We start from the raw sequence: 26722 nt of genomic DNA on the forward strand, positions 1-26722 counted from the left end.
GCGTGAGCCGCCTGCCCGCTGGTGAGGCCCGGGCGCGGGGCTCAGGGGGTTGACTGGAGAAGCGCCAGTGTCGACTCGAGTTCCTGGCGGGTCAGCCGTGCGGCCTCCTCCGCCTCGCCGGCCTCCACCGCCCGCACCACGTCGGCGTGGGCGTCCTCGCCGTGCCGGAGGTCGGTGCCGCGCAGCCCGAGCAGGTCCAGGAGTTCGACAAGGCCCTCGCGGAGTACCGGCGCGAACTCCGCGAACAGGTCGGTCAGGACGGGGTTGCGCGCCGCGGCCACGACCGCCGCGTGCAGGGCGATGTCGGCGTCGACGAAACCCACGTCGTCGCCCCCGGCGGCCTCGCGCCGGCCGTCCAGCGCCTTCCGCATCGCCGTCACGTCCTCCTCGGTCCGGCGCTGCGCCGCGAGGCGGGCCGCCTCGACCTCCACCAGCATCCGTACCTCGTACACATCCGTCACCGCCGCCCTGCGCAGCCGGGCCGGCCAGTCCTCCGTCGGCCGGGTCGCGGTGACGAAGACGCCCGCTCCCTGCCGGGGCTGAACGAGCCCGGCGCCCGCCAGGGCACGCAGCGCCTCGCGGACCGTGGAGCGCCCCACACCGAGCTCCTTGGCGAGCGTCGTCTCGCCGGGGAGCTTCGTGCCGACCGGCCAGTGGCCCTGGACGATCTGCTCGCGCAGCCGCTCGGCGGCCTGTTCGACCAGAGGACTGGGACGGACGGCACCGAGCGGCATGCAATCACCTGATTCTCTGATGTCCGGACTCCGAGACTCCGACGCTCCGGATGGCGGGCGCGTCCACCGGATGCCGGCGGGGTTCGCCGAGAAATCTACCGCAACTTGTCTGAGGAGCACTTGTCTGAGGAGCTGAGGAGTGGTTACGGTACCGGCCATGATCCGCAATCCCCAGCGCCCCGGCCCCATGCCGTACCACCGTTACCGACCGTTCCAGGACCGCGTCCACGTTCCCGAGTTCGACCGTCTCTGGCCCTCCGCCCGGCTGGAGCGCCCCCCGCTGTGGGTGCCCGTCGACCTCCGCGACGGCAACCAGGCCCTCGCCGAGCCCATGGACACCGACCGCAAGCACCGCTTCTTCGAGCTGCTCGTCCGCACGGGCTTCAAGGAGATCGAGGTCGGCTACCCCTCCGCCAGCCGCGCCGACTTCGACTTCGTCCGCCACCTTGCCGGACTCGTCGGTTCCGGGAGCTTCCCCGAGGACGTCACCCCGGTTGTCTTCACGCCGGCCCGCCCCGAACTCATCGAGCGCACCTTCGCCGCCCTCGACGGCCTGCCCCGCGCAGTCGTCCACCTCTACATCGCCACCTCGCCGGTCTGGCGCGACACCGTCCTCGGCCGCGACCGCGCCGAGGTCCGGCGCACCGTCCACGAGGCCGCCACTCTCATGGCACGGCTCGCCGAGACCCACCCCGACACCGACGTCCGCTTCCAGTTCTCCCCGGAGACCTTCAACCTCACCGAACCCGACTACGTCCTGGAGCTCTGCGACGGCCTCACCGCGCTCTGGGACGCCAGCCCCGACCGACCGGTCACCCACAACCTGCCCGCCACCGTCGAGATCTCCACCCCTAACGTGTACGCCGACCAGATCGAGTACATGCACCGCCACCTCGCCCGCCGCGACGCGGTGATCCTCTCCGTGCACCCCCACAACGACCGCGGCACCGGCGTGGCCTGCGCCGAACTCGCCGTCCTCGCCGGGGCCCAGCGCGTCGAGGGGTGCCTCTTCGGCAACGGCGAACGCACCGGCAACGTCGATCTGGTGACCCTCGCGCTCAACCTCTACGCCCAGGGCGTCGATCCCATGCTCGACCTCTCCGACATCGACGCCGTCCGCGACATCGTCGAGTACTGCAACCGGCTCCCCGTCCACCCCCGCCATCCCTACGTGGGCGACCTCGTGCACACGGCCTTCTCCGGCACCCACCAGGACGCCATCAGCAAGGGGCTCGCACGGCACGCGAAGGACGCCGCCGCGGCCGGGATCCCGCCGGAGCTCGCCCCCTGGAACGTGCCCTACCTGCCGCTGGACCCCGCCGACCTCGGCCGGGGCTACGAAGCCGTCATCCGCGTCAATTCCCAGTCGGGGAAGGGCGGAGTCGCCCATCTGCTGCGCACCCACCACGGCCTCGACCTGCCGGAGCGCATGCGCCCTGATGTCTCCCGGACCGTCCAGGCCGTGACCGACGAAAGCGGACGCGAAGCCACCCCCGGCGACCTCCACGCGCTCTTCCGCACGGCCTACCTGGAGCCCGGCCGGGGCGCGGGCCCCGTGGCCCTGGAATCTTGGAGCACCGCCCACGCCGCCGGCCACGGCACTGGAACCGACGCCGACACCGCCGACTCCACCGGCCGCGGCCACCGCTTCGCCTGCGTCCTGCGCGTCGGTGACAGCACCGTAATGGCCGATGGCAAGGGCAACGGGCCGCTCTCCGCCCTGGCCGACGCCTTCACGCGCGCCGGAATCCCCGTCGATGTCCTCGACTTCGCCGAGCACGCGGTCACCACCGGCAGCTCGGGAGAGGCCGCAGCCTACGTCGAGTGCAGGGTGGGGGGCCGTACCGTCTGGGGAGCGGGCCTGGACACCTCCGTCCTCACGGCCTCCGTACAGGCCGTCCTCTGCGCAGTGAACCGGGCGTACGAAGCGTGAGGCGGCTCCCCGCCTGGCCCTCGACGAGAACGGTGAGCAGCGCCACGGCGTGGGCAACGGGCAGCCCCGCCTGCTGGGCGAGTCCGCCGTGCGTGGCCGGCTCTCCCGTCTCCAGCCGTTGTAGCAGTGGGCCCGCTGGAGCGGCGAAGTCCCACGCGGTCTCGGCCGTCGTGAGCGTCCACTCCCCGTGTCGGGGTTCTGGTCGAGTCGGGCGCGCGGGAAGGTCAGCCGGGCGGTCGGGTTGGGATCGGCGGGGACCTGGTCCAGGTGGGGCAGGGAGGCGTATGGGCGGCCGTGGTGGGTGGCGTCGAGTGAGCGGGCCCACCGGTCGGTGACCGCCGGGTCGTCCAGCATTGCCACCACGGCTTCGCGGAGCGTGGTGACGTACTCGGTCTGGGCGGTGGGGGTGGTGAAGCGGGGGACGTCGGTGCGGAAGCGGACTTCGCGGCGGAGCTGGTCGATGACCCAGGTCATGAAGTCGGCGCCGGTCTGGGTGGTGAGGCCGAAGGTCAGGTGGAGGGAGGGTGTGCCCTGGTCGGCGGTGACGCCGTGCCACCAGCCTCGGGGCAGGTAGAGGGTGTCGCCCGGGTTCAGGACGACATCGGCCAGAGGTTCGCCTTCGGGGACGGGTGGGGTGTCGGTGTCGCGCCAGGTGGGAGCGGGGCGCGGTCGTGGTCCACGACGCGGTCGCGTTCGCCTGTACCGGGGTACGCAGGCACCGCTCCAGGCCTTCGGCTGCGGCGGTGATGGGGGCATGCATTTCGTCGATCGAGTCGATGACGAGGGAGGCGCCTTCGCGGATGCGCGCGTGGAGCTCGGAAGGCTGGATGCGGTGCCAGACCGTGGCCCGTCGGGTGGTGACGGGGAGCGCGTATCGGCGCAGCGGCACCGTCTGGCCGCCGTGCGAGAGCCGCAGCCGCGGCGGTTCCAGTCGGTGCGTGGCGATCACCTGGTTGAGGGTGGTCCAGGAGACGAGGTCGTGGAAGCCGTCGGGCTTGCCGCGGAGGACGAGGTGGGAGCGGAAATACGGCTGCGCGAGGAAGGTGTCCCCGCCCAGCCGTTCCGCCCAGGAAGGGGCGTCGAACATCAGATGGTCAGCTCCTGCTGTTATAACCAGCGGCGCAGCCCGACTCCGCCCGGGCGGGATACAAGCGGAAGCTGGAAACGGTGAGAGCCTGGCCGCCGGGTCCGATGCCAGGCGGGACGGCCGGAGGCCGGCCGAACGGGCGGCACACGGAGCGAGGGCGGCCCTTCTCCGGTGCCGCGCGTCGCCGGAAAGTCCCGTCGTTCGGTCAGGGGTGGAGGTTGTGAATGTTCGAGTTGAGTTTGTCTACCGCCGAATGCGCTCCCATAAGGACTCCGCCCTGGTTTTGGCCGGGTAGGTCGGCGCCACCGCACTGGTTGAGGGCTCCGCCGAGCGGGAGGCCGAGAAGTTTGCCGTTGGCCGCTCCGGTCCCTGCGGTCGTCACGCCGGCGGCCTGGAGCCCGTGGTGATTGCACAGCTGACGGAGAGAGTCCCCGATCCCTCCCGCCGAGGCCGGGACCGCAGCCGCCGGCCCGGCGCCCAGTGACCGGACGGCTTCGACAGGGTTCAGCTCGGGTGCATACGGCGGAAGGCGGACGGTGGTGAGCCAGTCGTGCTCGGCCTCGTACCGTTTGAGCCCGGCGGCCAGAAGCGTGTTGAGATTGTCCCAGACCACCACGATCGGGCCGTCAAGCTGGATGTGCGCGCGGACCAGGAAGTCGCGGTAGTCCTTCCAGGAGAAGCTTTTGCGTGCGCCCTTGAGCCGCAGATGCGTGCGGGGCCGGTGGATGAGGCGGCTCTTCTCACCGGGCTTGAAGCAGCAGCGCGGCGACCGAGGTCCGTCGGCGGGACCTGCCACGGACGCGGATGACGGGGGTCTGCCCGCGCAGGCCCCAGGTGCGGACACGGGGCGGAGTCATCGAGAATCCGGCCTCGTCCTCGAAGACGGTCCGGGCCCCCGGATGCCGCCATGGCGAACTGGGCGTCGGTGACGATCGGGGAGTTCGCCGGACCTGCAGAACGCAGGCCCTCCATGCCGCCCGCGCGCCAAGCACGGCGCCAGCGTTCCACCGAGCGCACACTCACCCGCAGATCTTTCGCGATCACCGCGGTCTTCTCACCCGCCGCGAAGCGCACGTCGGCCTGAATCGGGGATCCCCTCACGAAGCGTCCGACGCTCAGCGGTCAGACCCCCACCTTCCGGATAACGCATACCACCGGCATACCGCAGGGATCATGAACCGTCACTCCCCGACGACCACCCGAAAAGCTCCGTAGGACACGGTCTAAGCAAACCGGACTGCTACCAGCGGGTGGCGGCTGTCCACCCCGGGCCGACGGGGCTGAAAGGAGTGCCACGCCCGGGAGTTGTCACATACAGCTATGACGCTGCGCGTCTCTGAAAGCACCCGGTCGAGCCTTCGGCACCCGAGCAGGACATTCGCCCGCTGGATCCGAGCCATAGCGAACGGCGATGACACGGAGGGTGGGCAACGCAGGCCGCTGCAACGCATAGTCGAGGCAACTTCGCCTCGGGCTGTCGGCGCACCGCCGTACCTGGGCACTCCCACCATCCTGCTCTGGAGCCCCGCCATGTCCGCAGCCGCCACCCAGTCCCCGCACCAGCGAACCGTGGGGCGACTCCCGGCTGTCCTGTTGATGGCCGGCAGTTGCCTGCCCGTCCTCGGAGCGGTCCTCCTCGCGCCGGTTCTGCCCCGCATGCGGGACCACTTCGAGGGTGTTCCCGGTAGTGGCGCCTTGGTGCCCCTCGTCCTCACAGTCCCGGCCTTGTCGATTGCTTTGCTCGCCCCCTTCGCAGGGGTCCTCGTCGACAGGATCGGCCGAAAGCGTCTTCTGGTCGTCGCCACGGTCATGTACTCGGTCTTCGGCACGGCCCCCCTCTGGCTGGAATCCCTGCACGGGATACTCGTCAGCCGATTCCTCGTCGGCATAGCCGAGGCCGCCATCATGACCGCCTGCACCACCCTGATCGGCGACTACTACAGCGGGGAGGTCCGGGACCGCTATCTAGCCCTGCAGACCATGTGCGCCTCGGTTTCGGCAACGTTCTTCTTCGTCCTGGGCGGGGTCCTCGGCTCAGCCAGCTGGCGCGCTCCGTTCTGGCTCCATGCCGTCGGCCTGCTGATCGCCCCCGCCATGGCACGTGCACTGCCGACGCCCCGGCCTGCAGAGAAAGTTGACATGGTCCATGCCGCCGCGTCGAAGCGTCCCTTTCCGTTCCGGCGCATGGCCGGCATCTGCGTGCTCACCGTCTTCGGTGCCGTGGTCTTCTACACGGTGCCCGTCGAGATGGCCTTCCTGCTGGACGGCCTGGACGTGGACTCCAGCGGCGCCATCGGGGCTGTCACGGCAGCAGCCAGCGCCGCCACCGTTCTCGGCTCCATCATCTTCACCCGCCTTCCCGCTCAGCGCCGGCAGTCGCTTCCGTCCTTCTTCGGCATCTGTGCCGCGGGCTTTCTGATCATGGGTGCCGCCGGCAGCCTGCCTCTGCTGGTCACTGGAGCAGTGGTGAACTGCATCGGCACCGGTTTGCTGTTGCCGGCGTTGGTGACCCGCGCGATGTCCGGCCTCGGGTTCTCGGACCGTGGACGCGGCATGGGGCTGTGGACTGCAGCGTTCTTCCTCGGCGAATTCCTCTGCCCGCTCGTCCTCCTCGGAGGCGAGGGAGCTACTGGGAGCCTGGCGATGGCAGTCGCTCTCCTCGCCCTACTGACCGGCCTTGTCGCAGCAGCCGTCTCGACGCTGACGCGCCGTCGGCCCATAGCTGCATGCGCGCCTGCCGCACAGGAGTAGGGGTGGGACGTCGGCCGTATCGCGTGGCACCAACATCCAGCCGACCGATTCCGAGCGCCTCGTCCCCCGTGAGCCGGAGTGCCGTGGCGACAGAGCGCCAAGGCGTCGGCTCGTGGCGACTTTCGCTCCGCTCTCCCACCGCATCTCACCTCCAGTTCAACCGTGTTGGCCTCACATTTCGATGTCCCTTCTGCCCGGAGAACCGCCATGAACAGACGCACCTTCCTCACCTCCGCCATCGCAACGGCCCTCGCCGTGAGCATGGCTCCAGCAGCCGCCGGCACAGCGAGCGCTTCGACAGACCCCTCTGTGTTCACTCGGGCTGACGCCCTCCTGGCCCGGATGACGGCAGCCGAGAAGGAGGCGCTGATCCGCTGCGACTTCGCCGCCGTGAGCCACCTCGGGATCCCCGCCCTGTCCATGGTCGATGCGTCCGCGGGCCTGCGGGGCGAGCAAGGGGTTACCGCCTTCCCGGTGCCCATCGCCCAAGCGGCGACCTTCGACGAGAACCTGGCACACCGCATCGGCGTCGTACTCGGGACCGAAGGACGAGCCAAGGGCTACAACAACCTCCTCGGTCCTACCGTCGACCTCGTCCGAACGTGGCACTTCGGACGGCAAGCCGAGAGTTGGGGTGAGGACCCGCTCCTCGCCGGTCGTCTCGGAGCAGCTCTTACCACCGCCATCCAGAGCCGCCACGTCACCGCGACGGTCAAACACTTCGCCGGCTACACGCAGGAAGTGGACCGCTTCTTCGTCAACTGTCTGGTCTCCGAGCGAGCCCTTCACGAGGTGTACCAAGCGCCGTTCCGCCATGTCATCAGTGCCGCTCCGACGACGTCCGTGATGATGTCCTACCCGAAGGTCAACGGTACTTTCGCGACTCAGGGCCCGGCCCTGTTCGACGACGTCAAGGTCCGTCTGGGCCTTCAGGGGTACACCGTCCCCGACTTCTGGGCCGGTGACGACCAGGTCGCGGCTGCCAGAGCGGGCATGGACCTCGCGGGTCTGGGCAGCGCCGGCGTCAAACTGGCGCCAGGTGCGCTCACCAACGGCGCCGTCGCGCTCTCTCGGCTGAACGATGCGGCCCGCCGGATCCTCGTCACCATGTTCGCGAACGGCCTGGTCGACAACCCGGTGCCCGCCCCCGCGCAGAACGTCAGTACGCAGGAACACAAGAACCTCGCCCACGAGGCCGCCGTCTCCTCGACCGTTCTCCTGGCCAACCGCGCCGCCACCCTTCCCCTTGCGCCGTCCCTCCAGTCGCTGGCCGTCATCGGCCCCGCAGGCGCCGATGCCTTTACGGGCATCGCGGGTTCCAGCTACGTGGACCCGGGTGACTGGACCACGCCGTTGGACGCCATCCGCTCCCGGGCGGGCGCCGGCATCAGGGTCACCCACACCCAGGGGTCGACGGGCGATGTCCCCCTGGCCGTCGTCCCCACCGGCGTGCTGCGTGCCGACGGCGGAGCCGCAGGCCTCAGCGCGCGCCATTACGCGCGTGCCGACCCGACGGGTACTCCCGTGGCCACCCGCACGGACACGGCCGTCGACTTCGCCGCCGCCCCGGTGGACACGCTGCCCGGAGTCTGGTCCGCGAGCTGGTCGGGCACCCTCACGCCGACTCACACCGGATTGCACCGCTTCTCCCTCCTGCCCGCCGGCACGGCCACCCTGAAGATCGACGGTGTCACGGTGGTCACGGGCTCCCGAGGCACTCGGCGCTTCTTCCTCGGCCCCTACGACTACCCCCTCCAGGGAACGATCGACCTGACGGCCGGCCGAGCCGTGTCCGTGGAGCTCGTGTACAGCAATGCCACGGCCGACCCGGGCACATGCGGCCTCACTCTCGGCTGGCAGCCGGCATCCGCCATTCCGGCAGCCGTCCAGGCCGCGCGCGCCGCCGACGTCGCCGTCGTCTTCGCCAACCGTGTGGCCGGTGAGGCCATGGATCACGGACGGCTGGACCTGCCCGGAGACCAGAACCAGCTCATCGCCGCCGTGGCAGCGGCCAATCCCCGCACCATCGTGGTCCTCAACACCGACGGCCCCGTTGCGATGCCATGGCTGGATCAGGTCGAGTCCGTCGTGCAGGCGTGGTACGGCGGGCGGGGCATGGGAACGGCACTGGCCGCCGTCCTCTTCGGCGACAGCGATCCCTCCGGACGCCTCCCCGTGACCTTCCCGGCCAGAGCCGCCCAGGGCCCAGGAGCAACCCCGGCTTCCTACCCGGGGCAGAACGCGTCCGTCTCCTACGACGAGGGAATCGCCGTCGGGTACCGCTACTACGACGCCAGGGGACAGCAGCCCCTCTTCCCCTTCGGCCACGGCCTGTCCTACACGACGTTCGCCCACGGCTCCCTTGAGGCCGCCTTCGACCCGGGCAGGAGAAGCGTGACCTTCGCGGTAACCGTCACGAACACCGGCAACCGCCACGGCACCGAGGTCGTACAGATCTACGCCACCTTGCCCAGCGCCGCCTCAGCCGAACCGCGCCGCTTGGTCGCGTTCGGCAAGGTGTCCCTGGATCGAGGTGCCGCTCAGCGCCTCGTCTTCACCATCGCGCCCGAAGACCTGATGGTGTGGAACTCGGGCAACTGGACGCTCGTTCCCGGGCTCTACACCTTCGCCGCGGCGCGTGCGTCCCGCGACATCACCGGGCAGCGCACCCTCTCCATCGGCTGACCGCCCCTCTGCCCTCCCGGTTCCGTATCACCGTGAGGGCAGAGAGGAGCCGCGCACCACCAGTTCAGGCTGCAGGACGATGTGCCGGTGCTCATGTGCGGCCCCGGCCTCACCCGTCTCCTCGAGGAGCATCTCGGCCGCCATCGTGCCCATCATGACGGCCGGCTGCCGGACGGATGTCAGCGGAACCGCGGCCGCCGCGGCGAATTCGATGTCGTCGTAGCCGACGATGGCCACGTCGTCGGGGACCCGCACGCCGGCGGCGTACATGGTCTGGAGGAATCCGAGGGCCAGCAGGTCGTTGGCGCAGAAGACCGCGGTCGGCCGGTCGGACAGGCCCAGGAAGCGGGAGCCCGCGTCCCGGCCCGCGGCCACGTCGAGACTTCCGGCCGGCAGCTCGAACAGCGCCGACCGTGCCAGGCCGGCTTCGGTCAGCGCGCTCCATGCTCCGGTGCGCCGGTCCCTGACCTGGCTGAGCTCCTCGGGCCCGGACACGTAGCCGATCGATCGATGCCCACCATCGATGAGGTGGCGTACGGCCAGGGTCCCGCCGACCACGTCGTCGACCGAGACCGAACACTGGTCGGCGCCCTCGGCGACCCGGTCGACGACGATGAAGGCAATGCCGTGCCGCCGGAACGCCTCGAGGTTGCGGCCACTGGCATCGGCGGGTGTGAGGAGCACGCCCCGCACCCGCTGCTCCGCGAAGAGCGCGAGGTATTCGGCTTCCTCGGCGGGGCTCTGCCCGCTGTTGCACACCATGACGCCCAGTCCCGCCCGGCGCGCGGCCCGTTCGGCACCCTTCGCGATGTCGACGAAGAAGGGGTTGGCCATGTCGAGGACGAGCAGACCCAGGATGCGGCTGTGACCGGCGCGCAGCTGGCGTGCGGACTCGCTGCGTACGTAGCCGAGCCGGTCGATGGCGGCTTGCACCCGGAGCCTGGTGGTTTCGGAGACCGAGTCCGGGCGGTTGATCACGTTTGAGACGGTTCCCACGGAGACCCCGGCAGCACGGGCGACGTCTTTGATCCCCACCGATGGGGCCATGGGCCCAGACCTCCAGGCAGTACGAGCTGACAGCGAACCTCCAGGTTAATGGATGAATCGTTTTAACCACACCTCCCACAGCAGCCACAGCGAGCCCGCCGCCCTGCGACACGAGCAGGCTTGACAGGCACCCGGGCAAGCTCTTAGCGTCCCGAGCAAGTAATTGAATCGTTTCATTTCATCTTCATGCCGCAGGAGCGCCCAGTGACCGACCACGCCGCCGTGAAGGCTGCCCTGAAGACCCAGGCCATCGAGACGCCGTCGTGGGCCTACGGCAATTCCGGCACCCGCTTCAAGGTCTTCTCCCAGCCCGGGGTGCCCCGTACCCCGCAGGAGAAGCTCGACGACGCCGCCAAGGTCCACGAGTTGACCGGGGCCGCGCCGAGCGTCGCCCTGCACATCCCCTGGGATCGCGTGGACGACTACGGGGCTCTCGCCGCGGACGCGGCCGAGCGCGGACTGCGTCTGGGCGCGATCAACGCGAACGTCTTCCAGGACGACGACTACAGGCTGGGCAGCGTCTGTCACCCCGATCCGAAGGTCCGGAAGAAGGCGGTCGGTCACCTCCTGGAGTGCGTGGACATCATGGACGCCACCGGGTCCAGGGACTTGAAGCTGTGGTTCGCGGACGGCACCAACTATCCCGGCCAGGACGACATCCGCGCACGCCAGGACCGTCTGGCCGAGGCCTTTGCCGAGGTCTACGGCCGGCTGGGCGAGGACCAGCGGATGCTTCTGGAGTACAAGTTCTTCGAGCCCGCCTTCTACGCCACGGACGTACCGGACTGGGGCACCGCCTACGCGCACTGCCTGAAGCTGGGCGAGCGGGCGCAGGTGGTCGTGGACACCGGGCACCACGCACCGGGCACCAACATCGAGTTCATCGTCGCGACGCTGCTGCGCGAGGGGAAGCTCGGCGCGTTCGACTTCAACTCGCGCTTCTACGCCGACGACGACCTGATGGTGGGCGCCGCGGACCCCTTCCAGCTCTTCCGGATCATGTACGAGGTGATCCGCGGCGGCGGCTTCACTCCGGACGTGGCCTTCATGCTCGACCAGTGTCACAACATCGAGGCGAAGATCCCCGCGATCATCCGCTCGGTGATGAACGTGCAGGAGGCGACCGCGAAGGCCCTCCTCGTCGACCGGGACGCGCTGGCCGCGGCCCAGCGTTCCGGCGATGTCCTGGCTGCGAATGCGGTCCTCATGGACGCCTACAACACCGATGTGCGGCCCCTGCTCGCAGAGGTCCGGGAAGAGCTGGGCCTGGACGCCGACCCGGTCGGCGCGTACCACCGCTCCGGCTGGGCGCAGAAGACCGCCGCCGAGCGAGTCGGCGGCGCGCAGGCGGGCTGGGGTGCGTGAGCCCCGCCGCCGCCCGTACCCCCACTCCATCCCCCGTCACGGACCTGAGGACACGTAGCGATATGACTCTGCACCCCGAAGCCGCCGCTCTGCTGCAGCGCTCTCACCAGCTCGGCGCGGACGCGCGCAACACCAACTACGCGGGCGGCAACACCTCCGCGAAGGGCACCTCCACCGACCCCGTCACCGGCGGCGACATCGAACTGATGTGGGTCAAGGGCTCCGGGGGCGACCTCGGCACCCTCACGGAGGACGGGCTCGCCGTCCTGCGCCTCGACCGGCTGCGCGCCCTCGCGTACGTCTATCCCGGCGTGGAGCACGAGGACGAGATGGTGGCCGCCTTCGACTACTGCCTGCACGGCAAGGGCGGGGCCGCGCCTTCCATCGACACGGCCATGCACGGCCTGGTGGACGCCGCGCACGTCGACCACCTCCACCCGGATTCGGGCATCGCACTGGCCTGTGCGGCGGACGGTGAGAAGCTGACCGCCGAGTGCTTCGGCGACGCGGTGGTGTGGGTGCCCTGGCGGCGGCCCGGTTTCCAGCTCGGCCTGGACATCGCCGCCGTCAAGGAGGCGAACCCGCAGGCCATCGGCTGTGTTCTCGGCGGCCACGGCATTTCCGCCTGGGGCGACTCCAGTGAGGAGTGCCGGCGCAACTCGCTGCACATCATCCGTACCGCCGAGCAGTTCCTCGGCGAGCGTGGGCGGCCGGCGCCGTTCGGGCCGGTCATCAGCGGATACGAGCCGCTGCCTGAGGAGGACCGCCGGGCCCGGGCCGCCGCCCTGGCTCCGCACATCCGGGCCATCGCCTCCCAGGACCGGGCGCAGGTCGGGCACTTCAACGATGGTGAGGCCGTACTCGACTTCGTCGCCCGCGCCGAGCACCCGAGACTGGCCGCGCTGGGCACCTCCTGCCCCGACCACTTCCTGCGCACCAAGGTACGGCCCCTGGTCCTCGACCTGCCGCCCACCGCACCCCTTGGCGAGGCCGTCGCCCGCCTGCGTGAATTGCACCTCGCCTACCGCGAGGAGTACACCGCCTACTACCGGCGCCACGCCACCACCGACTCCCCCGCCCTGCGCGGTGCGGATCCCGCGATCGTGCTGGTGCCCGGTGTCGGCATGTTCTCGTTCGGCAAGGACAAGCAGACCGCGCGCGTGGCGGGCGAGTTCTACGTCAACGCGATCAATGTGATGCGCGGCGCGGAGGCCGTGTCCAGTTACCTGCCGATCGACGAGGCCGAGAAGTTCCGCATCGAGTACTGGGAGCTGGAGGAGGCCAAGCTGCGGCGGATGCCCGCACCCAAGCCGCTGGCCACCCGTATCGCGCTGGTCACGGGCGCGGGCAGCGGCATCGGCCGGGCGATCGCCCACCGGCTGGCGGCGGAGGGGGCCTGCGTGGTGGTCGCCGACCTGAACGAGGACAACGCCGCAACCGTCGCCGAAGAGCTCGGCGGCCCCGACAGGGCCGTGGCGGTCCGCGTCGACGTCACCTCGGAGGAGCAGATCACCGGCGCGTTCCAGGAGGCTGTGCTCGCCTTCGGCGGCGTCGACCTCGTCGTCAACAACGCGGGCATCTCCATCTCCAAGCCGCTCCTGGAGACCACCGCCAAGGACTGGGACCTCCAGCACGACATCATGGCCCGCGGCTCCTTCCTCGTCTCCCGCGAGGCCGCACGGATCATGCGGGACCAGGGCCTGGGCGGCGACATCGTCTACATCGCGTCCAAGAACGCCGTCTTCGCCGGCCCGAACAACATCGCCTACTCCGCCACCAAGGCCGACCAGGCACACCAGGTCCGCCTGCTCGCCGCCGAGCTCGGAGAGCACGGCATCCGCGTGAACGGGGTCAACCCCGACGGTGTCGTCCGGGGCTCGGGGATCTTCGCCGGCGGCTGGGGAGCCCAGCGGGCCGCCACGTACGGCATCGAGGAGGAGAAGCTCGGCGAGTTCTACGCCCAGCGCACCCTTCTCAAGCGCGAGGTCCTGCCCGAGCACGTCGCGAACGCAGTGCTCGTGCTTACCAGTGGTGACCTCAGCCACACCACCGGCCTGCACATCCCCGTCGACGCCGGCGTCCCCGCCGCGTTCCTGCGATGAGCACGGAGCCGCAGCCGTTCGCCGCGGTCGACCTCGGCGCGTCCAGCGGGCGCGTCATGGTCGGCCGCGTCGGCCCCGGCACCCTTGAACTGACCGAGGCACATCGTTTCCGCAACCGGCCGGTGCGCGCCGGTGCCACGCTGCACTGGGACATCCTCAGGCTGTACGCGGGCGTCCTCGACGGACTGCGCGCGGCCGGAGCCACCACGGGCGGACGCCTCGCCTCGGTCGGGATCGACAGCTGGGCCGTGGACTACGGACTGATCGACGACGACGGCGCCCTGCTCGGCAATCCCGTGCACTACCGGGACGCCCGCACCGACGGAGTCCCCGAGAAGGTGTGGTCGGCGACACCGACCGAGCGACTGTACGCGCGGACGGGCATTCAGTACGCGCCCTTCAACACCCTGTACCAATTGACGGCCGCCCGCGGCACGGCGCAGTTGGCCGCCGCACGGCGGCTCCTGCTGATCCCGGACCTGATCTCCTACTGGCTGACGGGCCAGGAGGGGACCGAGCTCACCAATGCCTCCACCACCCAGCTGCTCGACCCGCGCACCGGGAGCTGGTCGTACGCCGTCGCCGATGCCACGGACATCGACCTCAGCCTGTTCCCGCCCCTGCGGCGTCCCGGCGATCCCGCGGGCCTCCTGCTGCCCGAGGTCCTCGACGCCACGGGAGTGACCGGTCCCGTGCCGGTCACCACGGTCGCTTCGCACGACACCGCCTCGGCCGTCGTCGCCGTCCCCGCAGCGCGGGGCGAGCGCTTCGCCTACATCTGCACCGGCACCTGGTCGCTGGTCGGCCTGGAGCTCGACTCGCCCGTCCTGACCGAAGCAAGCCGCCGCGCGAACTTCACCAACGAACTGGGGATCGACGGGACCGTGCGCTACCTGCGCAACGTCATGGGGCTGTGGCTCCTGCAGGAGTGCATGCGGGAATGGGAAGACACCGGTCTCGTTCCGCTGCTGAAAGCCGCCGCGGAAGTTCCGGGCCTCGTTTCCGTTGTGGATGCCGCCGACCCCGCCTTCCTCGCCCCCGGCCGGATGCCGCAGCGCATTGCCGAGGCGTGCCGAAGGTCGGGCCGGCCGGTGCCGCGCACACCCGCCGAGACGACCCGGTGCATCCTCGACTCCCTGGCGCTCGCCCACCGTACGGCCGTGCGGGACGTACAGCGCCTCGCCGACCGGGAGGTCGACGTCATCCACATCGTGGGTGGAGGAGCACGCAACGCCTTGCTGTGCCAGTTGACGGCCGACGCGTGCGGGCTGCCGGTAGTGGCCGGTCCGGCGGAGGCGGCGGCCTTCGGAAACGTGCTCGTACAGGCACGTTCCCAGGGACTCGTCGGCGATCGCGCGGGCATGCGGGAGCTGTTGGCGCGCACCCAGCCCCTGGCCCGCTACGAACCGACCGGTGACCAAGCGGCCTGGGCAGCCGCCGCCGAGCGGATCACCCCGCTCTGATCCCTGCGGGCGGGCGCGCGTCGAAGTGCCCCCGCGCCCATCCGCAGTCCAGCAGTCGCTACGAAGGAGCACCATGCGTGTCGCCCTTTTTTTGACGTGTCTGAACGACACGTTGTACCCCGACACCGGCAAGGCGGTGGTGAAGCTCCTGACCCGGCTGGGCGTCGACGTCGACTTCCCCATGGCCCAGACCTGTTGCGGGCAGGCGCACTACAACACCGGCTATCGGCACGAGGCCGAACCGCTCGCCCTGCACTTCGCCCGCGTGTTCACCGGCTACGACGCGATCGTCACACCGTCCGGGTCGTGCGCCGCGATGGTGCGCGAGCTGTACCCGCGCATGGGCGAACGGGCGCGGGCCGAGGGCCGCGGCGGGACCCTGTCCACCACCCTTGCCCCCGTGGTCCCCGCGACGTATGAGCTGACCGAGTTCCTCGTGGATGTGCTGGGAGTGACGGACGTCGGCGCGTACTACCCTCACACCGTCACCTACCACCCCACCTGCCACGGGCTGCGCAGCCTCGGGCTGGGAGAGCGTCCGTACCGGTTGCTGCGGGCCGTCAAGGGCCTGGAGTTGGTCGAGCTGCCGGGTGCGGACGAGTGTTGCGGCTTCGGCGGCACCTTCGCGGTGAAGAACGCCGACGTCTCGGCCGCGATGGGTGCCGACAAGATCCGCAACGCCGAGTCGACGGGCGCGCAGGCGCTCTGTGCGGCGGACAACTCGTGTCTGATGCACCTCGGCGGGACCATGTCCCGGCTGAAGGTGGACATGCGGCCGGTCCACATCGCGGAGATCCTCGCGAGCACGGAAGAGAGGTCCACGCTGTGAGCGGAACCTTCGTAGGAATGCCGGCGTTCCCGAAAGCAGCCCGTGAGGCCGTCGGGGACGAGCGGCTGCGTGCCAACCTCCGGCACGCCACCCACACCATCCGCGACAAACGGGCCCGCGCCGTCGGCGAACTCGAGGACTGGGCAGCCCTGCGGGAGGCGGGGAAGCAGATCAAGGACCACACGCTCCGTCACCTCGACCGCTATCTCCTCCAAATGGAGGAAGCCGTCACGGCCGCCGGTGGCATCGTCCACTGGGCCTGCGACGCCGCCGAGGCCAACCGGATCGTCGCGGACCTGGTGAAGGCCACCGGCGAGACCGAAGCCGTGAAGGTCAAGTCGATGGCCACCCAGGAGATCGGCCTCAACGAGGCCTTGGAGACCGAGGGCATCCAGGCCTACGAGACCGACCTGGCCGAGCTCATCGTCCAGCTCGCCGACGACCGGCCCTCGCACATCCTCGTCCCCGCCATCCACCGCAACCGCGGCGAGATCCGCGACATCTTCCAGGACACGATGGGGAAATGGGGCCGTCCGGCACCGGACGGTCTCACGGACGAGCCGACCGAGCTCGCGGAGGCGGCCAGACTGCACCTGCGGGAGAAGTTCCTGCGCGCGAAGGTCGCGATTTCGGGGGCGAACTTCATGGTCGCCGAGTCCGGCACCCTCGTCGTCGTCGAGTCGGAGGGCAACGGCCGGATGTGCCTGACGCTGCCCGAGACCCTCATCTCCGTCGTCGGCATCGAGAAGGTCGTGCCGACCTGGCGGGACCTGGAGGTCTTCCTCCAGACCCTGCCCCGCTCCTCGACCGCCGAGCGCATGAACCCGTACACGAGCACATGGACCGGCACCATCGACGGCGACGGGCCGACCGCCTTCCACCTGGTGCTGCTCGACAACGGCCGCACCGACACCCTCGCCGACGAGGTGGGCCGCCAGGCGCTGCGCTGCATCCGCTGCTCCGCCTGCCTCAACGTCTGCCCGGTGTACGAGAGGGCCGGCGGCCACGCCTACGGCTCCGTCTATCCCGGGCCGATCGGTGCGATCCTCAGCCCCCAACTGCGCGGCACCACCTCCGAGATCGATGCCTCGCTGCCCTACGCCTCCTCGTTGTGCGGCGCCTGCTACGACGTGTGCCCGGTCGCCATCGACATCCCCGAGGTCCTGGTCCACCTGCGGGAGCGCGTCGCCCAGGGAGGCCCGGCGGTTACCCGCGGCGAGAAGGTCGTCCTCAGGCCCGCCCGGGGACACGCGGCGGAGCGGGCGGCGATGCGCGCGGCCCGTTGGGTGCTGGGCAGCCCGGGCGTCCTGCGCACCGGTCAGCGCTTCGCTGCCCGCACCCGCCGCCTCCATCCCCGTACGCTCCCGGGCCCGGGACGGGCCTGGTCGGCGAGCCGGGATCTTCCCTCGATGCCGGCGGAGCCCTTCCGCGACTGGTGGCAGCGTACGAACGGTGGAAAGGGAGAGGCGCAGTGAGCAGGAGAGAGATCGTTCTCGGCCGCATCCGGCGGGCGCTGGCCGACGTGCCCGCCGGCGACAACGAGTACGCGGATGCCGTCGCCCGCGACTATCTGCGCGTACACGGGACGCGCACCCGGGAGGAGACCGCCGGGCTCCTCGCCGAGAACCTGAGCGAGTACCGGGCCGTGGTGCACCGCACCGATGCCGACGGTCTGCCGGCCCTGCTCGCCCGGTTGCTCACCGAGCGCGGTGCGCGGAGCGTCCTGGTTCCACCGGGGCTGCCGGCGGACTGGCTCCGGGCGAGCGAGGTGACCCGTGTCCGTGATCGGGCCGCGAGCAGCGTCTACGAACTGGAGAAGGTCGACAGCGTCGTGACCGGATGCGCCGTGGCCATCGCGGAGACAGGCACCCTGGTCCTGGACGGCTCCCCCGACCAGGGGCGCCGTCGCATCACGCTGATGCCCGACCATCACATGTGCGTCGTCCGCGTCCCGGAGCAGGTCGTCTCCTCCCTCCCCCAGGCCCTCGAACGGCTCGATCCGGCCCGGCCGCTCACCTGGATCTCGGGGCCTTCCGCGACCAGCGACATCGAGCTGGACAGGGTCGAGGGGGTGCACGGCCCCCGCGCTTTGGAGGTGGTGCTGCTCGGTGGGCGCTGACGCACATACATGTGGACGCCCCCTCACCGGGTGAGGGGGCGTCCACATGTACTCGGGGACGTTCGTCAGCCCAGTTGGACGGTCTGCTCTCCGGCGAGGCTCCTCGACGAGCTGCCCACAGCGAAGCTGTACGTGCCGGGGGTGAGGGACCAGGTCCCCGAGTCCCACACGGTCAGGTCCTGGTCCGGGACGGTGAAGGTGAGGCGCGTGGACTCCCCCGCCTTCAAGGTGATCTTGCGGAAGGCCACGAGGCGGCGCGGCTCGGCTTGGGCGGCCTCGGGGAGGGTGGCGTACGTTTGGACGACCTCGGTGCCCGGCCGCGAGCCGGTGTTCGTGAGGGTGACCGAGACGGTGGTGCCCGTCTCGTGCCCGCCGCGAGCGACGGCCAGGGAGCCGTACGTGAAGGACGTGTACGAGAGGCCGTGGCCGAAGGGGAACAGCGGCTGCTGCCCCTCGGCGTCGTAGTAGCGGTAGCCAACCGCGGTTCCCTCGTCGTAGGAGACGGCGCCGCCGGTACCGGGGTAGGAGGCGGGCGCGGTGCCCGGCCCCTGCGAGGGAGCCGCGGGGAAGGTGAAGGGCAGCCGGCCGGCGGGGTCGGTGTCTCCGAAGAGGATCCGGGCGAGCGCCGTGCCCATGCCCTGGCCGCCGTACCAGGTGTGCAGGACGGCCGCTACGTCGTCGAGCCAGGGCATGGCCACGGGGCCGTCGGTGTTGAGGACAACGATGGTGCGCGGGTTCACGGCGGCGACGGCGCTGATCAGCTGGTTCTGGTCACCTGGCAGGTCGAGCTGGTGGTGGTCCATGTCCTCGCCGGCGATCCGGTTGACGACGACCACGGCAGCGTCGACGGCGCGCGCGGTCTCCACGGCGGCCGGGATGAGGGAGTCCGGCTGCCAGCCGAGGGTCAGACCGCACGTACCGGTCTCCGCGGTGGCGTTGGTGTACTCCAGCTCCACGGTGACCGGGTGGCCCGCGGTCAGCTCGATGGCGCCCTGGAGGGGGTAGTCGTAGGTGCCGAGGAAGAAGCGGCGGCAGTGCCGGGTGCCCGAGACGACGGTGACGCCGTCGATCGTCAGCTTCGCGGTGCCGGCGGGGAGCAGTGAGAAGCGGTGCAGGCCGTCGGCGGCGGGCACCAGCGTGCCGGTCCATGTCGCGGACCAGATCTCGGGAAGGCCCTCGTCCGGTGTGACGGCGAAGTCGACCGTCGCGTCGGTCCTTCTCAGCACGGGGGTGCCGGAGGCGTCGGGACCGGCGTAGTAGGTGCCGTCCAGCCCGGAGGACCCGTCAGCGGTGCGCAGGGAAGTCTGCGGGACGACGGCGAGCGGCAGGTCCCCGAGGGTGCCCTGGGCATGCGTGACGAGAAGGTCCTCCTGGTCGGCGCGGGCGCGGATGGCCTTGAGGGGTGTGGTCCAGGCGCCGGGGTCGACGTAGGTGGACCCGCTGACGCCGGTGAAGGCGTCGGTGCCGGCCGGGCCGATGACGGCGAGGGAGGTCATCGTGGTCGGCAGGGGCAGCGCCGGACGGCGGTTGGTCAGCAGAACGGTGCTTGAGACCGCGGCCTCGACGGCGAGCGCTCGGTGAGATGCCGTACTGACATCGGCGGCCGGTTCCGTCACGGGGTGGTCGAAGAGGCCGGTGGCGAAGAGGGTGACGAGGATACGGCGCGCGGCGTCGTCGAGCCGGGTTGCGGGGATCGAGCCGTCCGTCAGGCCACCGGCAGGGATCTTCACTCCGACCGGTCCGAGGCCCGCGAGGTCCATGCCCGCCCGGACCGCGGCGATCTGGTCGTCACCGGCCCAGAAGTCGGGCACGGTGTAACCGCGCAGTCCGAGGCCGTCCTTGAGGTCCGAGAGCAGTGTGGGGCTCTGCGTCGCGAACGTACCGTTGATCTTCGGGTAGGCCAGCATGACCGACGTGTACGGGACCGCCGCCAGGACGTGGCGGAACGGGGCCTGGTAGATCTCGCGCAGGGCCCGCTCGGGGACGTGGGTGTCGATGGAGAGCCGTCCGGCCTCTTGCGTGTAAGCGGCGAAGTGCTTGACGGTCGCGGTCACGTGACGGCTCTGCATCCCGGCCGTGAGGGCGGCTCCCAAACGCCCCGCGAGCAGCGGGTCTTCCCCGAGGGTCTCGGCCTGGCGGCCGAAGTGCCAGGTCCGGACGAGGTCGACCGTGGGGCCCAGCAGGTTGTTGAAGCCCTTGGCGTGGCCTTCCTCGCCGATGGCCTCCCCGATCCGGCCTGCCAGTTCCTCGTCGAAGGTGGCGGCCTGGGCGACCGGCACGGGGAAAGCGGTCACGTTCTGTTCGCCCCGCAGACCCGCGGAAGCGTCGACCATCGTCAGGGCCGGGATGCCCAACTCCTTCAGGGAGGTGAAGTCGGCGCGTACGAGCGACTCCTTCTGGGCTGCGGTCATGCGCGCGAGCAGAGCACCGGCGCGGTCCTCGACGGAAAGACGCGAGGTGATGGAGACCTCGGGTACGGGCTCGGCCGTGTCGGCGGTATCCGTCGTGACCGCTGAGGCGGAGTCGGGCGTGCGGCTGTTCATAGCGGGTCTCCGAACCGAGTGTGCGGGCCGTCGTGGACGGTGAAGAGGGGCCGGCCGTGTGTCAGGGCACGGCCGGCCCCGGCTTGGGTGGGGCCTCTGGCCCCGGGGCGGGGACGATCAGGAACGCAACGCCCTCATGCCGCCCTCGGACCGGCGACCGCAGTACTGAGCGTGTGCTCGCCGGGACCCAGACCATGCGGCGGACGGCCGGGAAGTTCCACGGTTCCCGTGCAGCCCGCGGGCACGGTGACCTGCACGGTCATCGAGCCGTCGGCCTGTTCCCAGAACAGTGCCGCGGTGCCGTAGGGGGTCTGATGGCGGGTCCGGGCCCAGGTGATGTCGCCGCCGGGACGCGGGCGGAAGACGAGTGCGCGCGAGCCGGGTGCGACGGGGACGATGCCGCCGACCACGCGGTGCAGCCAGTCGGCGACGGCTCCCAATGCATAGTGGTTGAAGGAGGTCATGCCGCCCGGGTTGAGGCTGCCGTCGGGCCGCAGGCTGTCCCAGCGCTCCCATATCGTCGTGGCGCCCTGGGTCACGGGGTAGAGCCACGAAGGACACTCGGTCTGCCGCAGCAGCCGATAGGCGACGTCGAGATGGCCGGTATCGGTGAGGGCATCGCAGATCAGCGGCGTTCCCACGAAACCGGTGGCGATGCGGGCATCGCCGTCGAGGACGAGTCGGGCCAACCGGTCACCGGCGGCCGGGCGCTGTTCGGGCGCGAGCAGGTCGAAGACGAGCCCGAGCGCGTAGGCGGTGGGAGTGTCGCTGGTCATGCGGCCGGAGGGCAGGACGTACGCGCGACGGAAGGCGGATACGACGTCGTCGGCGAGCTTCGTGTACCTCTCGGCGTCGGTCGCGTTGCCGAGTTCCGCCGCGGACCGGGCCAGATGGCGGGCGGAGTGGGCGAAGTACGCGGTGGCGACCAGGTACCGGTCGGTGAGTCCGGCGGCGGGGTCCTCCGGGGGCGCCGCGGGATCGAGCCAGTCGCCGAGCTGGAAGCCGGTGTCCCACAGCCGACTCGGGCCGGCCAGGCGCTCCTGCAGGTCGACCCACGCCCTGCCCGTGGGGTAGTGGCTGCGCAGGAGTTGAAGGTCTCCGAAGCGCTGGTAGAGCACCCAGGGGGTGAGGGTGGCGACGTCTCCCCAGGCGGCGCCCGGCTGGATGGGCGTCCACATGGGTGCGCCGGGGATGACGGGGACGTACCAGGGCACCGTACCGTCGGGCAGTTGTTCCAGGCGGACGTCGGTGAGCCAGGAGTCGAGCATGCCGGCGCAGTCGTAGAGGAAGCTGGCGGTGGGGGCGAAGACCTGGATGTCGCCGGTCCAGCCCAGGCGTTCGTCGCGCTGGGGGCAGTCGGTGGGAATGTCGACGAAGTTGCCCCGCATGCTCCACACGACGTTCTCGTGCAGCCGGTTGACCAGCGGGTCGCTGCACTCGAACCAGCCGGTGCGCCGCATGTCGGTGTGGTAGACCCGGGCGGTCACGTCATCGGCACTCAGATCGCCCGGCCAGCCCGCGACTTCCGCGTAGCGGAATCCGTGGAGGGTAAAGCGGGGCTCCCACGTGTAGGGCCCGTCGCCGGACAGGACGAGGGTGTCGATGGAGACCGCCTCGCGCAGTGGGCGCGTGGCCAGTTCCCCGCCCTGAAGCACTTCGGCGTGGCGCAGGGTGATGGTGGTGTCGGCCGGGCCATCGGCGGTGATCCGGAGGCGGCCGACGAGGTTCTGGCCGAAATCGAGAAGGTAACGGCCGTCCCGGGTACGGGTAATGGTGACTGGCGCGATGTCCTGGGTCCGGCGTACCGGGGGGCCCTCTGGTGCGACAAGGGTGCGGGGGTCTCGGAGCCCGACGCGGACCGGCTCCCAGGAGCCGATGTCGGCCGCGGACGGTGTGGACCAAGCGGGATCGTCGAGTCGGGCGTCGAACGCCTCCCCCTCGTAGAGGCCGCTGGTCAGGATCGGTCCTGGGGCGGCGCTCCAGGAGGCATCCGTGGCGATGACGGTGGTGGTGCCGTCGTCGTGGGTGATCTCCAGCTGGGCTATGAGGGACAGATCGGTCCCGTAGATGTTGCGGGTGCCGCCGTCGAAGCCGTACCGGCCCCGGTACCAGCCGTCGCCGAGCCAGGCGCCGATGGTGTTGCCGCCCTCGGCGACGTGATCGGTGACGTCGTAGGTGCGGTAGCGCAGCCGTTTCGGGTAAACGGTCCAGCCCGGGGCGAGTGCGTCGTCGCCGACGCGGCGGCCGTTGATCTCGGCCTCGTACAGTCCGTGCGCGGTGACGTAGAGACGGGCCCGGCTGATGGGCCGCTCGACGCGGAAGTCCTTGCGGACGCGTGCCGGGCGCCGCTCGGCGTCGTGGTCCTCCGGCCAGGCGGCACCGACGGGAACGGCCCGCCAGTCGGAGGGATCGAGCAGGCCCGCCTCGACGGCGGCGGGTTCGCTCCACTGGGACGGCCGGGCTGCGTCGCCGGTCCAGACCCGGACGCGGACGGCCACGCGCTCGCGTGAAGCCAGGTGTTCGCCGGGCCACGGGACGAGGACCGTCTCGGAGCTGTCGATACGGGCGGTGCGGTGGCGGTGGCCGCCGCGGTCGAGTTCGAGTTCGTACGCGTCCTGCGGTCCCGTGCCCGCCGGCAGCTCCCACGTCAGGCGGGGTGCGGCAACGCCGATGCCGAGGCCGTCCGGAAGGTGCTCGAACGACACCGGACCGGGCTGAGCCGACGGCATGGGAGGCCTTCCCGCGGGCGGGCGGGCGAGGTGGGCGGTGGTGTCTGCCGTCATCCCTTCACCGCTCCGCCGGTCAGGCCCTTCATCACCTTCTGGTTGAGGAAGAGGTAGATCGCCAGCGTGCCGAAGACGTTGATGCAGATCGCCGCGAAGAGCGGACCGTACTGCGTCGCACCGAAGTCGGCGGTGAAGTTGAGCAGGCCGACCTGGACGGTCCGCAGGTCCTGGCTGTTGGTGAAGGTCAGCGCGATCAGCAGGTCGTTCCAGATGAAGAAGAACTGGACGAGGGCGACGGTGAGGACCGCGTTGCGGACCACGGGCAGGCTGATGGTCCAGAAGGCGCGCAGGATGCTGGCTCCGTCGATGGTGGCGGCCTCGAACAGCTCCCTGGGCACGGTCTTGTAGTAGGTGGCCATCATGAACACCGTGAGCGGCAGTCCGGTGCCCGTGTAGGTGAGGATCAGCGGCCACAGGGTGCCCGAGAGACCGGTCTGGAAGTAGATGGTGAACAGGGGCAGGAGGATCATCTGCGGGGGCACCATCATGCCCACCAGGAAGACCACCAGGGTCAGGCTCCGCCCCTTCCACACCATGATCTGCAGGGCGAAACCGGCAGCGGTGCCCAGGAGCAGGATGAGGGCCAGGGAGGGGACGACCGCCATCAGGCTGTTCTGGACGTACAGGCCGATGTTGCCGGTCGTCCACGCCTCCGTGTAGTTCCCCCACTCCCAGGTGGTCGGCAGGTTCCAGCTCGGATTGTTGAGGTAGTCGGCGTTGGACTTGACCGAGGTGAGGAACATCCACACGAGGGGATAGGTCTCGACGACCAGGAGGAGGGCGACGACGACGCGCATCACCCACGGTCGGGCTCCGCCACGGCGGCGCGGCGGGCGGCCTTCGGCCGGGAGGCTGCGGCGGTGACCGCGCGGAGTGGACTTCAGGGTTGTGTCAACGGCCATGGGTCAGCCCTTCGTGAGGTCGCGCCGCGTGAGGCGGAAGACGACCAGCGACACCAGCAGGCTCACCACGGTCAGCAGGAGCGCGATGGTGCTGCCGTAGCCGTATTCGCCGTAGGTGAAGGACGTCTGGAACATGTACAGGGTCAGTGGTGTCGTGGCGCTGCCCGGGCCGCCGTTGGTGAGGGCGACGACCGCGTCGAAGATCTTCAGGGTGCCGTTGATGCTGAAGATCAGCGACGACATCAGGACCGGGAAGGACAGCGGCAGCACGATGTGGCGTACGAGTCGCAGGCCCGAAGCCCCGTCCAGTCGCGCGGACTCCAGTACCTCGTCGGGTATGTCCACGAGGCCGGCGAACAGCAGCACCGCGTAGAAGCCCATGGAGCGCCAGATCTCCATCACGATCAGCACCCAGAAGGCGGTGCCGCCGCTCGCGAACCAGTCGACCGATTCCAGTCCGAGGGCGCCCAGGAGGGAGTTGACCGGTCCGGGCTGCGGGGCTACCTGGAACAGGTTCTGGAAGAGCAGTCCCACGGCGACGGTGGGCAGCACCACGGGGAAGAAGACCAGGGTGCGCACGAGCGCCGACGCCCGCTTGAGGTAGAAGACGTACAGCAGGGCGAGCAGGTAACCGGCGAGCACCTGACCGATCGTGACGACGAAGGCGAACTTGAGCGTGAACCACAAGGCTTCGTGGACGGCGCGGTCGGTCAGCAGGCGCTCGAAGTTGGCCAGTCCGTTGCCGGAGAAGCCGTCGATCGAGTTGCCCTTGGTGAAGGAGTAGCCCAGTGACCACACCATCGGGACCAGCATGATGAGGGAGTAGACGAGCAGGGCGGGGCCCAGGAGGATCAGGATGGCCCTGCGGTCACCGAGTACACGGTGCATAGGTGGTGTCCAGTTCGTCGAGGTGATGAGGCGCGGGCGGCGGGGCTCGGAAGCCCGGGCGGTGGGGCCGCGGGGCTCCCGAGCCGGTCGGGGCCGCTCGCCGCCTGGCTTACTGGCTTACTGGCTGTTCAGGGAGTCCTGGACGGTCTGCATGAACTGCTGCGGGCTCATGCTTCCGTTGACCAGGGACGCCGCGTTGGAGGTGCTCACCGTCGTGGCCTTGGTCCCGAACAGCGCCTCGAACCAGAGCACGTTCTGCTTCGAGTCGCCGATGGTCTTGCGGATCTGCGCGGTGACCGCGTTGGCGTCCTGAACGGGTGTGTTCGTCTTGAAGCCCGAGATCGTCCCCGCGTCCTTCAGGGCGGTGCTGCCGTAGTTCTTGGCGATGCAGGCCACCCAGTCGCCCGTCTTGTCGTCGAAGGACTTCGCGCCCAGGGTGATGCCGAGGCCCACGTTGGACGGGTACTGGTCGGCAGACCCCTTGCCGCCGGCGACCGTGGGGAACGGCATGAAGCCGATGTTCTCGACGCCGACCGTGTTGACCTTCGGGTCGGCGATGTTGGCCAGCGCCCAGCTGCCCATGTAGAACATGGCGGCCTTGCCCGAGAGGAACTGGTTCATGGCCACGTCGTAGCTGATGGAGCCGACGCCCTCGCCGAAGTAGCCCTTCTTGCCGAGGTCGGCGACCTCCTGGGCCGCCTTGACGTACGCGGGGTCGGTGAGCTTGGCCTTTCCGCTCCGGATGTCCTGGAGCGCGTCCGGGCCGAGGCTGCGGTAGAGGTATCCGCTCAGCACACGGGTCAGCGGCCACCCTTCCTTGCCTGCCGCGGAGAACGGCTGCACACCGGCGGCCTTCATCTTCTCGGCGCTCGCGGTCAGCGCGTCCCAGGTGGTGGGCACTGCGACGCCACGGTCCTGGAAGATCTTCTTGTTGTAGAAGATCCCCTCGATGTTGTACTCGTACGGCAGCACGTTGACCTTGCCGTCGTACAGCGCCTTGATAGTGGAGACGGCCGCCGGCTGGAGCTGGTCGTACACGCCCAGAAGCGACAGCTCTCCTTCCAGGTCCGCGATCTTGCCGGACTTGTCCAGCTGGTTGGTGAGAGCGGGCGAGTTGCCCGCGGCGAACTGGACCGGGAGCGCGTCCTGTCCCGCGAGCAGCTGCAGCTTCTGGTCGAGGCCGCTCTGCGGCACGTTCTCCACCTTGAGCGGGCGGGCCTTGTTCTCCGCCGCGCACGCTTCCTTGGAGAGCGTGGTCAGCACGTTCTTGACGGTGGTGTTCTCCGTGGCGCTCAGGTAGCTGAAGTCCTTGGGCGCGGACGCGGCGCTGCCGCCGGAGCCTCCGCAGGCGGTGACGAGCAGGGCGACCGAGGCGGTGCCGGCCGTGAAAGCTGTCCGGCGCGCTCGGCGTGCACGGCGCGGGTTGTTGGACACAGAGGTCTCCCTGTCATCGGTACGGAAAAGGCGGGTGGGTGAGGAGATGGGCCG

The 26722-nt window shown here is 70.0% G+C and carries 16 protein-coding genes and 2 pseudogenes; 9 read left to right on the forward strand and 9 right to left on the reverse strand.

Annotation, left to right across the window (positions count from 1 at the left end; translation table 11 throughout):
• Window positions 1–41: 41 nt before the first annotated feature.
• Entirely contained in the window at window positions 42–734 is a 693-nt protein-coding gene (locus AC0693_RS36130; protein WP_478804222.1) for a FadR/GntR family transcriptional regulator, read from the reverse strand.
• Between the two features lie 157 nt (window positions 735–891).
• Here AC0693_RS36130 and AC0693_RS36135 point away from each other — a divergent pair, with 157 nt between their 5' ends.
• Entirely contained in the window at window positions 892–2667 is a 1776-nt protein-coding gene (locus AC0693_RS36135; RefSeq protein WP_478804223.1) for a 2-isopropylmalate synthase, read from the forward strand.
• A gap of 537 nt (window positions 2668–3204) precedes the next feature.
• Here the strand turns inward: AC0693_RS36135 and AC0693_RS36140 are convergent.
• Together AC0693_RS36140 and AC0693_RS36145 are read right to left on the reverse strand one after the other, a co-directional pair.
• A pseudogene (locus tag AC0693_RS36140) lies at window positions 3205–3423 on the reverse strand (JmjC domain-containing protein); the annotation flags it as partial.
• Window positions 3424–4232: 809 nt separating this feature from the next.
• A pseudogene (locus tag AC0693_RS36145) lies at window positions 4233–4904 on the reverse strand (transposase); the annotation flags it as partial.
• Window positions 4905–5350: 446 nt separating this feature from the next.
• Between AC0693_RS36145 and AC0693_RS36150 the strand changes: the two are divergent.
• A complete protein-coding gene (locus AC0693_RS36150; protein WP_478804252.1) occupies window positions 5351–6505 on the forward strand; it encodes an MFS transporter in 1155 nt (384 codons plus the stop codon).
• A gap of 342 nt (window positions 6506–6847) precedes the next feature.
• Complete coding sequence (locus AC0693_RS36155) at window positions 6848–9190, forward strand: beta-glucosidase H (RefSeq protein ID WP_478804224.1); 2343 nt, start codon at window positions 6848–6850, stop codon at window positions 9188–9190.
• Between the two features lie 27 nt (window positions 9191–9217).
• On the opposite strand, the gene AC0693_RS36160 is transcribed toward AC0693_RS36155, so the two are convergent.
• A complete protein-coding gene (locus AC0693_RS36160; protein ID WP_478804225.1) occupies window positions 9218–10237 on the reverse strand; it encodes a LacI family DNA-binding transcriptional regulator in 1020 nt (339 codons plus the stop codon).
• Window positions 10238–10441: 204 nt separating this feature from the next.
• On the opposite strand from AC0693_RS36160, the gene rhaI reads away from it, so the two are divergent.
• The 6 genes from rhaI to AC0693_RS36190 all read left to right on the forward strand — a co-directional run bounded on the left by rhaI (window position 10442) and on the right by AC0693_RS36190 (window position 18115).
• Complete coding sequence (gene rhaI, locus AC0693_RS36165; protein WP_478804226.1) at window positions 10442–11602, forward strand: L-rhamnose isomerase; 1161 nt, start codon at window positions 10442–10444, stop codon at window positions 11600–11602.
• 62 nt (window positions 11603–11664) lie between these two features.
• A complete protein-coding gene (locus tag AC0693_RS36170; RefSeq protein WP_478804227.1) occupies window positions 11665–13704 on the forward strand; it encodes a bifunctional aldolase/short-chain dehydrogenase in 2040 nt (679 codons plus the stop codon).
• Entirely contained in the window at window positions 13701–15167 is a 1467-nt protein-coding gene (locus AC0693_RS36175; protein WP_478804228.1) for a rhamnulokinase, read from the forward strand. The genes AC0693_RS36170 and AC0693_RS36175 overlap by 4 nt, the downstream gene beginning before the upstream one ends.
• Window positions 15168–15240: 73 nt before the next feature.
• Window positions 15241–15996: a (Fe-S)-binding protein gene (locus tag AC0693_RS36180; protein WP_469338659.1), complete on the forward strand. Its 756-nt coding sequence runs from the start codon at window positions 15241–15243 to the stop codon at window positions 15994–15996.
• Window positions 15993–17471 carry a lactate utilization protein B gene (locus tag AC0693_RS36185; RefSeq protein WP_478804229.1) on the forward strand — a complete coding sequence of 493 codons (1479 nt, stop codon included), beginning with the start codon at window positions 15993–15995 and terminating at the stop codon, window positions 17469–17471. The genes AC0693_RS36180 and AC0693_RS36185 overlap by 4 nt, the downstream gene beginning before the upstream one ends.
• Window positions 17468–18115 carry a LutC/YkgG family protein gene (locus tag AC0693_RS36190; RefSeq protein ID WP_478804230.1) on the forward strand — a complete coding sequence of 216 codons (648 nt, stop codon included), beginning with the start codon at window positions 17468–17470 and terminating at the stop codon, window positions 18113–18115. Before AC0693_RS36185 ends, AC0693_RS36190 begins: the two co-directional genes overlap by 4 nt.
• Before the next feature lie 65 nt (window positions 18116–18180).
• On the opposite strand, the gene AC0693_RS36195 is transcribed toward AC0693_RS36190, so the two are convergent.
• From AC0693_RS36195 to AC0693_RS36215, 5 genes are all read right to left on the reverse strand, one after another.
• The gene (locus AC0693_RS36195) at window positions 18181–20658 is read right to left on the reverse strand and encodes a glycoside hydrolase family 3 protein (RefSeq protein ID WP_478804231.1); all 2478 of its coding nucleotides are present in this window, start codon (window positions 20656–20658) and stop codon (window positions 18181–18183) included.
• Window positions 20659–20792: 134 nt separating this feature from the next.
• Window positions 20793–23441: a family 78 glycoside hydrolase catalytic domain gene (locus AC0693_RS36200; protein WP_478804232.1), complete on the reverse strand. Its 2649-nt coding sequence runs from the start codon at window positions 23439–23441 to the stop codon at window positions 20793–20795.
• Window positions 23438–24346, reverse strand: a complete 909-nt coding sequence (locus AC0693_RS36205) for a carbohydrate ABC transporter permease (RefSeq protein WP_478804233.1) — start codon at window positions 24344–24346, stop codon at window positions 23438–23440. The genes AC0693_RS36200 and AC0693_RS36205 overlap by 4 nt, the downstream gene beginning before the upstream one ends.
• 3 nt (window positions 24347–24349) lie before the next feature.
• Window positions 24350–25234 (reverse strand): carbohydrate ABC transporter permease, encoded by an 885-nt coding sequence (locus tag AC0693_RS36210; RefSeq protein WP_478804234.1) that lies wholly within the window; start codon window positions 25232–25234, stop codon window positions 24350–24352.
• Window positions 25235–25351: 117 nt separating this feature from the next.
• Window positions 25352–26668 (reverse strand): ABC transporter substrate-binding protein, encoded by a 1317-nt coding sequence (locus AC0693_RS36215; RefSeq protein ID WP_469338644.1) that lies wholly within the window; start codon window positions 26666–26668, stop codon window positions 25352–25354.
• Window positions 26669–26722: the final 54 nt, after the last annotated feature.

It is taken from the genome of Streptomyces sp. NPDC043876 (genome assembly GCF_056435825.1).

Bases quoted from the DNA above. Each gene is read 5' to 3' on its own strand.
- AC0693_RS36130 (WP_478804222.1), bottom strand. From the start codon at position 734: ATGCCGCTCGGTGCCGTCCGTCCCAGTCCTCTGGTCGAACAGGCCGCC.
- AC0693_RS36135 (WP_478804223.1), top strand. From the start codon at position 892: ATGATCCGCAATCCCCAGCGCCCCGGCCCCATGCCGTACCACCGTTAC.
- AC0693_RS36150 (WP_478804252.1), top strand. From the start codon at position 5,351: ATGGCCGGCAGTTGCCTGCCCGTCCTCGGAGCGGTCCTCCTCGCGCCG.
- AC0693_RS36155 (WP_478804224.1), top strand. From the start codon at position 6,848: ATGACGGCAGCCGAGAAGGAGGCGCTGATCCGCTGCGACTTCGCCGCC.
- AC0693_RS36160 (WP_478804225.1), bottom strand. From the start codon at position 10,237: ATGGCCCCATCGGTGGGGATCAAAGACGTCGCCCGTGCTGCCGGGGTC.
- AC0693_RS36170 (WP_478804227.1), top strand. From the start codon at position 11,665: ATGACTCTGCACCCCGAAGCCGCCGCTCTGCTGCAGCGCTCTCACCAG.
- AC0693_RS36175 (WP_478804228.1), top strand. From the start codon at position 13,701: ATGAGCACGGAGCCGCAGCCGTTCGCCGCGGTCGACCTCGGCGCGTCC.
- AC0693_RS36180 (WP_469338659.1), top strand. From the start codon at position 15,241: ATGCGTGTCGCCCTTTTTTTGACGTGTCTGAACGACACGTTGTACCCC.
- AC0693_RS36195 (WP_478804231.1), bottom strand. From the start codon at position 20,658: ATGAACAGCCGCACGCCCGACTCCGCCTCAGCGGTCACGACGGATACC.
- AC0693_RS36200 (WP_478804232.1), bottom strand. From the start codon at position 23,441: ATGACGGCAGACACCACCGCCCACCTCGCCCGCCCGCCCGCGGGAAGG.
- AC0693_RS36205 (WP_478804233.1), bottom strand. From the start codon at position 24,346: ATGGCCGTTGACACAACCCTGAAGTCCACTCCGCGCGGTCACCGCCGC.
- AC0693_RS36210 (WP_478804234.1), bottom strand. From the start codon at position 25,234: ATGCACCGTGTACTCGGTGACCGCAGGGCCATCCTGATCCTCCTGGGC.